This is a genomic window from Mycobacterium sp. (assembly GCF_046330795.1).
GTDB lineage: Bacteria > Actinomycetota > Actinomycetes > Mycobacteriales > Mycobacteriaceae > Mycobacterium.
Genome location: NZ_JAXLSA010000001.1, coordinates 490640 through 502758, shown reverse-complemented (window position 1 = coordinate 502758; position 12119 = coordinate 490640). Strand labels below are relative to the sequence as shown.

The following is a 12119-nucleotide window of genomic DNA, read 5'->3' as shown; positions in this document are numbered from 1 at the left end:
ACCCCCTGGTAGGTGGTCCGAGTGTCCCATTGAGCGGAGCGAATGACCAGACCTGCTGGGCCCGATGTCCCAGATCATGCGCCGAATGTCACGTCCGGACCTATACCTGCAGCCGCGACCCGATGATGACGGTCCGGTCCTGCGGCAGCCCGAAGTACGCCGCGGCGTCGCCCGTGATGTACGACGTGGCGATGAACAGTCGCTTGCGCCATGTCGCCATGCCGGGCTGGTCCCCGGCGACCAATTCGAGTTTGGACAGGAAGTACGACGCGTGACCCAGGTCGATTCCGCCCTCACAGAGATCTGGGTCGACCAACATCAGTGCCCGCGGCACGTGCGGGCGTTCCATGTATCCGAACCGGGCCTCGACGTGAAAGATACCGTCGTCGCTACTGCCCAGGTTGTCCACCGAAATGCGTTCGGAATCCATGATCCTCGGGACCGGCTCGGTTTCCAGGGACACGATCACCACGTGCTGGTGCAGCGCCCGGATATGGTCGACGGCGGTACGCATCGACAGCGGCGCGGTGGCCTTGCCGCGATTGAGGAAGACCGCGGTGCCAGGAATGCGCGCCAGCGGAGGATCGAGCCTACCGAGTTCGTCGACGAAGCGCGGTAGAGAGCCCTCCATCCGCTCGCGTTCGACGGTGACGATCTGCCGGCCCTTCTGCCACGTGGTCATGACGATGAAGGCCACCACCGCGATCAGCAGGGGCAGCCAGGCCCCGTGCACCAACTTGGTCATGTTGGCGGCGAAGAACAGCAGGTCCACGGTCAGCAGCGCACCCCCGCCGAGCAGGACCAGCCACAGCGGGGTCCGCCACCGGGTGCGCGCAAGGTAGAAGAACAACAGGGTGGTGATCGTCATGGTGCCCGTGACGGCCATTCCGTATGCATAGGCCAGGGATGCCGAACTGCGGAACGCGAACACCAGGGTCAGCACGCACACCAGCAGCACACCGTTGATCCACGGCACAAAGATCTGCCCGATGGTCGACGCCGACGTGTGCGCGATCCGCAGCCGGGGCAGGTACCCGAGCGATGCGGCCGCCGAGGCGACCGAGAATGCACCGGTGATCACCGCCTGTGACGCGATGACCGTTGCCACAGTGGCCAACAGGACGAGCGGGACGCGTCCCCATTCCGGGGCCAGTAGGAAGAACGGTGCATTGACCAACTTCTCGTCGTCGACCAGCAGCGCACCCTGGCCGAAATAGTTCAGAGTCAGGGCGGGCAGCACGAGCCCCAACCACCCCCAGGTGATGGCCTTGCGGCCAAAATGACCCATATCCGCGTACAGCGCCTCAGCGCCGGTCACCGACATCACCACGGCGGCGAGTGCGAAGAACGCGATGTGGAAGTGGGTGGCCAGGAACGACAGCGCATAGGTCGGCGAGAGTGCGGCCAGGATCTGCGGGTGGCGCGCGATGGCGGTGACGCCGAGTGCGCCGATCACGAGGAACCAGATGATCATCACCGGTCCGAAGAGCCGTCCCACGGCAGCGGTGCCGTGACGCTGCACGGAGAACAACGCCAGGATGATTGCCGCGGTGATCGGCACCACCCAGTCGTGCATTCCGGGATCCACCACGTTGAGTCCCTCGACCGCCGACAGCACCGAGATCGCCGGGGTGATCATCGAATCGCCGAAGAACAGTGCGGCACCGAAGATTCCGAGCGCGGCCAGGAACGCGGCGGTGCGCCGCGTGCGGGCGACGGTCCAGCGCCGCAGCAACGTGATGAGAGCCATGATGCCGCCCTCACCGTTGTTGTCGGCCCGCATCACCAACGTGACGTAGGTCAGCGTCACGATGATCATCACCGACCAGAAGATCAGCGACACCACCCCGAAGATGTGATCCCGGGATATCGGGACCGGGTGTGGGTCGCCGGGATTGAAGACGGTCTGAACCGTGTAGATGGGGCTGGTGCCGATATCTCCGAACACCACCCCCAGGGCCGAGACAATGACGCCCAGCCGCAGTTGCTTCGCCGAATCCGATTGCACCCCTACGCCTCCGACTCGGTGACTCGTTTGCGATAGCTCGACGGGGTCTCACCGCAGAATTGGGCGAACGCGCGGGTGAAGGCGCTCAGGCTGTCGAAGCCGACCGCGATCGCGGTGTCGGCCACCGACTGACCCGGGGCGGCCAGCAGTGCCATCGCTCGCAACATCCGGGCATGCAGGAGGTAAGTGCGCCAAGGCAATCCGATGGACGCCTGGAACTGCCGGCGCAATGTGCGCTCGGAGACGGCAACGGCGCGACTGACCGATTGCACGGTCGCGGAGTTCAGATGGTCCTTGGTGTAGGCCATCGCGGCCGCCACGATCGGATCATCGGAGGTGGGCAGGCTCAGCGGGGCCTCATGGTCGAGCGCCTCGGACACCAGGTTGCCCAGTGTGCGGAAGAAAGCATCGGAAGTGTCGTCCCCGTCGGCCCTGTCGATCGGCCAGCGCAACGCGTAGATCATCATCTCCCGGATCAGGGGGGAGACGGCGAGGATTCGGGCGCGGTCCCCGGGGCTGGCGATCAGAGTCGGATCGAACATCACCGCGACGGTCTGGACGTCGGTGTTCATCACGGCCTGGTGCTCGAGGCCGGCCGGGATCCAGGCCGCCTGCTGCGGAGGGAGTAGGTAGTGCGCGGCATCGGTCTCGACCTCGACCACGCCGTGCAGGGCGTATTCGATCTGGTGTACCTCGTGGAAGTGCCAGCCGGTGATCAGTGCGTCGCCCTGATAGAGGTAGCTGCCCCCGAGCGCACGACCGCCCTTGCGCAGTGCGATCAAGGTCCGGGGGATTCTGGCCGATTCAGTCAAGTCCTTGTCCGAAAGTGCAGAGACGGTCACGGGATTACACGGTACAACTGGAAACCATGAACGTCGACGATCTGATTCTGGTGTCCATCGACGACCACGTGGTCGAACCACCCGATATGTTCCTCAACCACGTCCCGGCCAAGTACAAGCCGGAAGCACCGATCGTCGTCACCGACGACAAGGGTGTCGATCAGTGGATGTATCAGGGCCGGCCCCAGGGCGTGTCCGGCCTCAATGCCGTCGTCTCGTGGCCGGCCGAGGAATGGGGCCGCGATCCGGCCGGTTTCGCCGAGATGCGTCCGGGCGTCTATGACGTGCACGAGCGGGTCCGCGATATGAACCGCAACGGCATCCTGGCCTCGATGTGCTTCCCGACCTTCACCGGTTTCTCCGCACGACACCTGAACATGCACCGCGAAGAAGCCACCTTGGTCATGGTGTCGGCCTACAACGACTGGCACATCGACGAATGGGCCGGCTCCTATCCCGACCGGTTCATCCCGATCGCGATCCTGCCGACCTGGAACCCCGAAGCCATGTGCACCGAGATCCGCCGGGTGGCCGCCAAGGGCTGCCGCGCGGTCACCATGCCGGAGCTGCCGCACCTCGAAGGCCTGCCCAGCTACTTCGACGAGGACTACTGGGGTCCGGTGTTCCGCACGCTCTCGGAGGAGAACGTGGTGATGTGTCTGCACATCGGCACCGGCTTCGGCGCCATCTCGATGGCCAAGGATGCGCCGATCGACAACTTGATCATCCTGGCCACCCAGGTATCGGCGATGTGCGCCCAGGACCTGCTGTGGGGACCGGCCATGCGCAACTATCCCGATCTGAAGTTCGCGTTCTCCGAGGGCGGGATCGGTTGGATCCCGTTCTACCTGGACCGCTCGGATCGGCACTACACCAACCAGAAGTGGCTGCGCCGCGACTTCGGCGACAAGCTGCCGTCGGATGTGTTCCGCGAGCACTCGCTGGCCTGCTACGTCACCGACAAGACGTCGCTGAAACTGCGGCACGAGATCGGCATCGACATCATCGCCTGGGAGTGCGACTACCCGCACAGCGACTGCTTCTGGCCCGACGCTCCCGAGCAGGTGCTGGCCGAGCTGAACGCCGCGGGTGCCTCGGATTCCGATATCAACAAGATCACCTGGGAGAACTCCTGCCGGTTCTTCGGCTGGGATCCGTTCGCCCGCACGGCGCGACAGGACGCCACCGTCGCGGGGCTGCGCGCCAAGGGCGCCGATGTCGACACCTCGATCCGGCCGCGGGCCGAGTGGGCCCGGATCTACAACGAGAAGCACCTCGCCACCACGTAGTTGCGCGCTGGCTGCGCGTCGAGAGTTGACTTGTTGACGCGTTTCCCCAGGAGGGGGCGCGAACAAGTCAACTCTCGGCGGTAGCTTTACCGGGTGCGTGTGCATCTGCAGGTCGACGGCGACCCCGCGAAGGTATCCGAGAGCATCCGGCAGATCGCCGATGCGGGCGCCGATGGCCTGTTCAGCTTCGAGGGACCGCACGATGTGCTCTTCCCGCTGCTGGTCGCGGCCCGGGAGAGCCAACTGGCCCTGATGACCAACGTCGCGATCGCCGGGCCGCGCAGCGCGGTGCACCTGGCGCATGCGGCCTACGATCTGCAGGTCTACAGCGGGGGCCGGTTCCGGCTCGGACTGGGCACCCAGATCCGCCCGCACATCGAGAAGCGTTACGGCGCAACGTGGGGTCGGCCCGCAGCCCGGATCGCCGAGACCGTCCGCGCCGTCAAGGCGGTGTTCGATGCGTGGGAAGGCAACGCGCCGTTGAACTTCCGTGGCGAGTTCGTCACCCACACCCTGATGCCGCCGACCTTCAACCCCGGCCCCAATCCGTTCGGCCCGCCGCCGATCCTGTTGGGTGCACTCGGACCCGTGATGACCCGGACGGCGGCCGAGGTGGCCGACGCGGTATTGGTGATGCCGTTCAACAGTGCCCGGCACTTCGCCGAACGCACACTGCCCGCGGTCGCCGAGGGGTTACGCCGGGCCGGACGTCGTGAGGTGGGTCTGATTCCCGCGGCGATGGTTGCGGTCGGGCGCACGCCGGCCGAACTTGCGGCCGCCATCGACGGGGTGGCGATGCTGATCGCGTTCTACGGCTCCACCCCCGCCTACCTGCCTGTGCTGGAGGTGGAGGGCTGGGGCGATCTGCAACCCCAACTGAACGCGTTGTCCAAGTCCGGCGGGTACGCCGAGATGCGGGCACTGATCACTCCGGAGATGGTGGCCCGCATCGCCGTCTCCGGCACACCCTCGGAGTGCGCGGCCGAGATCCGTGGCCGGTTCGGTGCGCATACCGATGAGATCTGCTGCTATTTCCCGGGTTATAGCCCCGCGCCGGAAGCGCTGTCCGAGTTCGTCGCAGCGCTGCACGCGCCATGAGCCAGCTCATGGTCGAGGTGGCCGACGGTGTCGCCGTCCTGACCCTGAACCGGCCCGATCGGCGTAATGCGTATACCGCCGACATGGGGGAGTTGCTCAGCGCTGCCTACCGGGATTGCGACGACGACGACGCCGTGCGCGCGATCGTGGTGACCGGAGCGGGTCCGGCATTCTGCGCGGGCGCCGACTTCTCCGGCGATCCCTTCGCCGCGCCGGGCGCGGAGTTCACCGCCTCGCCGATCGCACCGGCGGCGTTCGAACTGCGAAAGCCGGTGATCGCCGCCGTCAACGGTCATGCGATCGGCATCGGGCTGACCATCGCACTGCAGGCCGACATCCGGGTGATGGCCGCTGATGCCAAATACGCTGTGCGACAGGCACGCCTGGGTGTGCTGGGCGACTGCGCGTCGCACTGGACGCTGCCGCATCTGGCCGGGGTTTCGGTGGCGGCGGAGTTGCTGCTGACCGGACGGACCTTCGACGGCGCCGAGGCACGGGCGATGGGGGTGGCCAACCATGTACTACCGGCCTCCGACGTCCTGCCGAAGGCCCAAGAGATTGCTCACGATATCGCCGTGAACGTCGCGCCGATGTCGGCCGCGCTGAGCAAGCGGCTGCTGTGGGACACCGTGATGCACGGGTACGGGCCGCAACGGGTGGCCGAGTTGGAGACCGAGGCACATCGTCAGGTGATGGGCTCCGCTGATACCGCCGAAGCCCTCGCGGCGATCACCGAAAATCGGCCGCCGCGCTGGGGCTAGCCGGTGCGCTGATCGAACAGGCGCGCGGTGAGTCGTTCGAATATCGACCCTATGATCGAGGGTGTGGACATCCCGACGTTCGACTTCGAGATTGACTACGGATACCGCTGGTTGATTGCTCGCCGGATCGCTAGTTTCGAGTCATTCTCGCCATTGCAACCCTGGATGTTCCTGAATAGCGAGCGCGTGTTCGACGTGTCCGAACGATGGCCACACGGACCATCATCGGATCGCCTGGTGGCGTTTGCCGCACGCCAGGATTGTGACGATCTCGCATGTTTTGTCGTCACTCCCGACGATGTCGCCACGAAAATTGCTGTGGTGCACGGGTGGATGACACCCGAAGGATATTCGATCGACCACGTCTTCGACGATTTCTGGGAGTGGCTCAAATTCGTCATCGACGAGATGCGCGATTGGGCGATCACAGAATGGCCCATCGATTGGCCGTGACGGCCGGTCGGGTCATCGCCGCTACACCCGGCAGCTCAACTCCATGGTGTCGTTGCCCTTGCCGGGGAAGTTCAGGCTGACATAGCCGTTGGCCGGCTCCCGGACCCGGTCCAGATACGGCACGGCGTCGGAGCGAGAGGTGTTGTCGGCCACCACGATCGACCCGGGAACCAGCTTGGGCTCGAGGATGTCGAGCACCGGCAGGTACATCTCCTTCCAGCCGTCCATGAGCACCACGCCGACCGGGGCGGGGACATCGCGCAGTGTCGTCAACGCATCGCCCTCGAGCACGGTGATGACGTCGGCGAGACCGAGTTCGGCGAATGTCGCTGTAGCGGTGGCGATCTTCTTGGCGCTGAGCTCGGTGGTGTAGACGTGCCCGGTGCCGTTATCGCGCACGGCGGCGGCCAGGTGAATGGTCGATACGCCGTAGGACATCCCGAACTCGACCACCGCCGCCGGCCGGGCGGCCCGGATCAGCGAGTACATCAGCTTGCCGGCATCCGGAGCGATGGGCATATAGATTTCGTCGGCCGCGTCGGCCCGCTCCTGCGCGGTGCCGTTCTCGAAGACGCTGCGGTCGATGTTGGACCACACGCTGCGGCCCTGCTCATCCGATTCGGCATACATCCGGGAGAGTGCAGCCGCAACGGGTCCTTCGGTCAGTGTTGACGTCATATCGCCACGGTAGCCGCGAAAGCTAAGACTGCGGTGTGTAGCTCTCGGACGCACGGTGCACGGCGTTCACAATGCCCTGATATCCGGTGCACCGGCAGAAGTTGCCCGACAGGCCCTCGCGGATCTCGGCATCGGTGGGCTGCGGGTTGTCCCGCAACAGCGCGGTGATCGACATGACGAAACCCGGTGTGCAGAAGCCGCATTGCAGGCCGTGACACTCACGCATGGCCGCCTGGACCGGCGACAGGTCGCCGTCCTCGCCGGCCACGCCCTCGATGGTCTCCACCTCGGCGTCGTGGGCCTGCACGGCGAACACCAGACAGCCGCGTACGGCTTCACCGTTGAGCAGCACCGTGCAGGCGCCGCAGGCACCGTGCTCGCAACCCAGGTGGGTGCCGGTCAGGCCACACTTCTCACGCACGAAATCCGCCAGGGTCATCCGCGGTTCGACGACCGCCTCGACCGGGCGACCATTGACCGTCATCTCGATCGGTAGTTCATACACGGGCGTCTCCTCGGACAGCTTCGTCAACCGCGTCGGCCAGGGCCCGGGCGACCATGGCCGCCCCGACCCGCTTCCGATACTGCGCCGAGCCCTGCTGGTCGGCCGGCACCTCGTCCAGATCTGCCATCGCGAGTCGTCCGATCTCCTCGGCGTCCACGTCCGACACCGGGCGACCGATGAGCTCGGCCTCGGCCACCGCGGCGCGCAGCGGCGTGGAGCCCAGGCCCAGCAGTCCGATGCCGCACCGGCTGATGGTGTTCGTCGCATCGAGCTGGACCGCGACCGTTGCCCCGGCGATCGCGAAATCGCCATGGCGACGGGCGAACTCGTGGAATCCGAACCCGCTGCGCGCACCCCAGACCGGGAAGCCCACCGCGGTCAGGACCTCACCGGGTTCCAGCGCGGTCTCCCAGAGTCCGGTGAAGAATCCGGTCGCGGGAATCCGGCGGGTTCCCGCCGCCGAGACCGCCTCGATCTCGGCGCCCAATGTCAGTGCCACGGTGGGGAATTCACCGGCCGGGTCGCCGTGTGCGACGGCCCCGCCCAGGGTGCCGCGGTTGCGGATCTGAAAGTGACCGATGTGCGGGGTCACCCGGGTCAGCAGCGGCACCGCGCACGCGATATCGGCATCGCGGCCCACAGCGGCGTGCGTGGTGGCCGCCTTGACCCAGATGGTCTGATCACGCACCTCGACCCCGCGCAGCTCATCGACCATGGAGATATCGATCAGATTCTCGAAGTGCGTGATCCGCAGCGCGAGCAGTGCGGCCAGGCTCTGCCCACCGGCCAGGATCTTGCCGTCCTCGCCGTAGTAGCCCAGCGCTTCACAGGCCTCTTCGACGGTGTCGGGCCGGTGATAGGCGAATGGTGCGGGCTTCACGGCCGCACCACCTGCACGCCGTCGGCCACGCGCTCGACGAGGATGTACCGGGCCCGGCCACCGCGCCGCCCACCGAACAGCCAGCCCAGCACCAACCCGGCCAGCAGACCGCCGGCCACCGGCGCCGCCCGTTTGGCCAGCGGTGCGGCCACCACCGAGATCAGGTTCAGATCGGAGTCGACCGGCTCGCTGAATGCCGTTGCGGCCGCACCGGACCCGACCGGAGCGTCACCGGCCCGCAGGTCGGCCTCGAGCCGCTGCGCGAACTGGCTGATCAGCTTGGCCGATACGTCGGCGAGCACCCCGCGGCCGAACTGCGCGGCCTTGCCGGAGATGGTCAGGTCGGTACTGATCACGCATCCGGTGGAATCGCCCTCATCCTTCAGCGCGCAGGTGATGATGGCCGCGGCGTTGCCCTGTCCGCGGGTCTCCTTGGCGGTGCCCTTGATCACGGCACGATGCGCCACCGCGTCCTTCTCCAGGAAGGTTCCGTTGCCCTGATAGGCCACCGAGATGGGGCCGACCTTGACCTTGACCTTGCCGGTGAAGTCATCTCCGTCCACGCTGAGCAGTTCCGCACCAGGGATGCATGGCGCAATGCGTTGTACATCGGTGAGCGCGTCCCAGGCCTTGTCGATCGGCACTGGGACGCGAAATTCGTTGACCAACTCCATATGTCAGGCTTCCTTCTGCGCCGTTTCGATCAGCTCGACGATGTGGGCCGGGGTGGCCGGCAGGGTGGTGACACAAACACCCAACGGCGCCAGTGCGTCGTTGATGGCGTTGATGACCGCGGCGGTGGAGCCGATGGCGCCGCCCTCGCCGGCGCCCTTGTAGCCGCCGACGCCCGGCCCGGGTATCTCCACGTGGCCGAACTCGATGGCGGGCACCTCGGTGGCCGTAGGCAGCAGGTAGTCCACGAAGGTGGAGGACAGCGGGTTGCCCTCGTCGTCGTAGGCCAGGTTCTCCAGTAGGGCGCCACCGATGCCCTGCACGGTGCCGCCGGCCACCTGGCCCTCCACCACGTTGGGGTTGATCATCGGGCCAACGTCCTCGCTGACGATGTAGCGGGTGAGGGTGACCTGGCCGGTCACGGTGTCCACCTCGCAGGTGCATGCGTGAGTTGCGTTGGCCCAGTGGATCATTGCAGTCGGGGGAGAGGCGAACCGGGCGGTCGCCTCCAGGGTGGGCGAGATGTCCGGGCCGAGCATCGCCGGCTCGTAGTAGGACCGGTAGGCGATATCGGCAAAGCTGACCGACTTCTCGGGATCGTCCCGCACGGAGGCGACCGAACCACCCAGTTCGATATCGCCGGGCTGGACCCCGAGGCGCTGGGCCGCCATTGTGAGGATCTGGCGGCGCAGGATGGTGCCCGCCTCGTTCACCGCGCCAGCGGTCATCGGGCCGCTGCGACTGCCCTGCGTGCCGGCGCCGTACGGGGTGACCGCGGTGTCGCCCTGGATGGTGGACACGTCGTCGATGTCGGCGCCCAGCGCGTCGGCGGTCAACTGCACCACGGTGGTCTCGATGCTGTTTCCGCTCGAACCCCCGTTGACGTACACGTTGATCTTGCCGGTGGGTTCCATCCGGATGGTGCAGCCCTCGGTGCCCAGATGTCCGGTGGCCGCGCCGGTCGGCTCGATGTAGGCGCTGAACCCCAGGCCAATGTACCGGCCCTGCGCCAACGCGTCGGCCTGCTCCTTGCGGAAACCCTCATGGTCGAGGATCTTCACCGCCTGCTCGAACGTATCCGCCGGTGCCACATGGTCATACGGCATACCGTTCGGATTGACGTAGGGCATCTCGTCGCCGCGCAGGATGTTGCGCCGGCGCAGTTCCACCGGGTCCATCTGCAGTTGCCGGGCCGCGATGTCGAGCAGGATCTCGCGGGAGAGCGTCTCGTACTGCCAGGGGCCGCGGTAGGCGTGCAGACCGGCGGTGTTGGAGAACACCGTCTTGTAGTTGAAGCTGCATTTCGGCACCCGGTACGGGCCGGGGAAGAACATTCCGATGGCCGCCGTGGTCAGCACGGGGTACGGGGTGGGGTAGGACCCGATGTCCTGGCTGAAGTCGATGTCGGCGGCCAGGATGTTGCCCTCGGTGTCGAACGCCATCCGGACGTCGCCGTCGACGTGGCGGGACTGCCCGGCCGACATCAGGTTCTCCCGGCGGTCCTCGATCCACTTCAGTGCGGCCGGGACCTTGCGGGCGGCCAGCATGATGCACATGTCCTCGCGCATCGGGACCACCTTCTGGCCGAACCCGCCTCCGGTGTCGCGCATGATGACGCGGACCCTGTTGGCCGGCAGGCCGAGCAGCCGTGCACAGAACGCCCGCAATTCGTGCGGGGTCTGGGTGGAGGCCCACATCGTCAGCTCCTCGGAGGCCTTGTCCCATTCGACGACCATGCCGCGGCACTCCATCGGCACCGGGACGTACATCTGTTGGTAGACATGGGCTTTCGCGACACACGCAGCCGATTCGAAGGTGTCCTCGTCCGGGGGCGCGCCGGCCATCCCACCGGCGACGTTGTCCGGGAATGCCTCGTGCACAGCAATACCCGAGGTGGGCGCCTGCATGAAGTCGGCGATGGCCGGCAACGGCTCGTAGTCGACGTCAACGCGTTCGATCGCATCCTCGGCGAGATAGCGGCTCTCGGCGACGACGAGCGCGACCGGGTCGCCGACGAACTTGACCTCACCGTCGGCCAGCGGGGGCCGCGGCGTATCGGGCACGTCCTTGCCGGTGACGGCGTGCCAGGCCTCCTTGACGTCGGCGTTGAGGTCGGCGGCGGTGAAGACGGCCACCACGCCGGGCATCGCCAATGCGGCGCTGGGGTCGATGGCGCTGATCGTCGCCCGCGCAAATGGGCTGCGCACGAAACAGGCGTGCAGCATCCCGGGCCGCTGGATGTCGTCGACGAAGGTTCCGTGCCCGGTGAGCAGGCGGGTGTCCTCGACGCGGGGCATCCGGGTTCCGGCATACCGAGTGGTCACACTGTCCGTCATCGGCGTGGGCTCCAGTTTCGTCGACAGCACTGCCCGGGGGCTGCTGGGCAGTCGCTCAGCAGAGCGTACTCGGAGACGTGACGCTAGTCACGCACCGGCTAGGTTGTTCGGCATGACGCGCCGGACCACGCAGGTTCTCGCCCAGCACGTCCCGGCCGACCCGGACGTCGTGCGACGGTTCTATGTCGACCTGGACAACATCACCGCGCTGCACCCGCTGGTGGTCGCGGTGCGCAGCACCGGACGGCACGAGACCGCGGACGGGTACGTGCAGAGCTACGTCGTGCGCGACCGCGTCCCGTTCGGCCCGGTCACACTGCCGATCCGCTACACCGCACGGCTGACGGTGCCGCGCACGGGCGACGTCATCGCCGATTCGTGGCAGTTCCCACGAGTGCGATTGCACACGGTCGTCTCGTTCGAACCCGACGCCGCCGGCACGCTGCTGACCGAACGGATCGAATTCGCCGCACCCCGACCGCTGGCCGGCGTCACCGTGCGCGAGGGCGTCGGTGCGCACCGGCAGATGCTGGCCGGGATCGCTGCACACTTCGCCTGACGCTCGCCGAACCCGACCAAATGGTGGGAATTACTCGC

The 12119-nt window shown here is 66.6% G+C and carries 12 protein-coding genes; 5 read left to right on the top strand and 7 right to left on the bottom strand.

The genetic code is table 11. The features are described from left to right. Positions 1–100 precede the first annotated feature (100 nt). Positions 101–2008, bottom strand: a complete 1908-nt coding sequence (locus U0R18_RS02445) for a potassium transporter Kup (RefSeq protein ID WP_526365585.1) — start codon at positions 2006–2008, stop codon at positions 101–103. A 2-nt stretch (positions 2009–2010) separates the two neighbouring features. Next, positions 2011–2850, bottom strand: coding sequence for an AraC family transcriptional regulator (locus tag U0R18_RS02440; protein WP_526365583.1), 840 nt, complete (start codon positions 2848–2850; stop codon positions 2011–2013). Positions 2851–2876: 26 nt separating this feature from the next. On the opposite strand from U0R18_RS02440, the gene U0R18_RS02435 reads away from it, so the two are divergent. From U0R18_RS02435 to U0R18_RS02420, 4 genes are all read left to right on the top strand, one after another. Then, positions 2877–4139 carry an amidohydrolase family protein gene (locus U0R18_RS02435; protein ID WP_526365581.1) on the top strand — a complete coding sequence of 421 codons (1263 nt, stop codon included), beginning with the start codon at positions 2877–2879 and terminating at the stop codon, positions 4137–4139. Between the two features lie 93 nt (positions 4140–4232). Continuing rightward, positions 4233–5237, top strand: a complete 1005-nt coding sequence (locus U0R18_RS02430) for a TIGR03617 family F420-dependent LLM class oxidoreductase (protein WP_526365579.1) — start codon at positions 4233–4235, stop codon at positions 5235–5237. After that, a complete protein-coding gene (locus U0R18_RS02425) occupies positions 5234–5998 on the top strand; it encodes an enoyl-CoA hydratase/isomerase family protein (RefSeq protein WP_526365577.1) in 765 nt (254 codons plus the stop codon). The genes U0R18_RS02430 and U0R18_RS02425 overlap by 4 nt, the downstream gene beginning before the upstream one ends. 63 nt (positions 5999–6061) lie before the next feature. After that, positions 6062–6451 carry a hypothetical protein gene (locus U0R18_RS02420; protein WP_526365575.1) on the top strand — a complete coding sequence of 130 codons (390 nt, stop codon included), beginning with the start codon at positions 6062–6064 and terminating at the stop codon, positions 6449–6451. Positions 6452–6472: 21 nt separating this feature from the next. Here the strand turns inward: U0R18_RS02420 and U0R18_RS02415 are convergent, their stop codons facing one another. The 5 genes from U0R18_RS02415 to U0R18_RS02395 are packed head-to-tail and all read right to left on the bottom strand — an operon-like array spanning position 6473 to position 11522. Beyond that, positions 6473–7129 (bottom strand): O-methyltransferase, encoded by a 657-nt coding sequence (locus tag U0R18_RS02415; RefSeq protein WP_526365573.1) that lies wholly within the window; start codon positions 7127–7129, stop codon positions 6473–6475. 22 nt (positions 7130–7151) lie between these two features. After that, positions 7152–7634, bottom strand: coding sequence for a (2Fe-2S)-binding protein (locus U0R18_RS02410; protein ID WP_526365571.1), 483 nt, complete (start codon positions 7632–7634; stop codon positions 7152–7154). Next, positions 7627–8514, bottom strand: coding sequence for an FAD binding domain-containing protein (locus U0R18_RS02405; protein WP_526365569.1), 888 nt, complete (start codon positions 8512–8514; stop codon positions 7627–7629). The genes U0R18_RS02410 and U0R18_RS02405 overlap by 8 nt, the downstream gene beginning before the upstream one ends. Further along, positions 8511–9188, bottom strand: coding sequence for an SRPBCC family protein (locus U0R18_RS02400; RefSeq protein ID WP_526365567.1), 678 nt, complete (start codon positions 9186–9188; stop codon positions 8511–8513). Before U0R18_RS02400 ends, U0R18_RS02405 begins: the two co-directional genes overlap by 4 nt. Before the next feature lie 3 nt (positions 9189–9191). Continuing rightward, on the bottom strand, positions 9192–11522 hold the full coding sequence (locus U0R18_RS02395; protein WP_526365565.1) for a xanthine dehydrogenase family protein molybdopterin-binding subunit: 2331 nt from the start codon (positions 11520–11522) through the stop codon (positions 9192–9194). 112 nt (positions 11523–11634) lie between these two features. Here U0R18_RS02395 and U0R18_RS02390 point away from each other — a divergent pair, with 112 nt between their 5' ends. Beyond that, on the top strand, positions 11635–12081 hold the full coding sequence (locus U0R18_RS02390) for an SRPBCC family protein (protein WP_526365563.1): 447 nt from the start codon (positions 11635–11637) through the stop codon (positions 12079–12081). Positions 12082–12119: the final 38 nt, after the last annotated feature.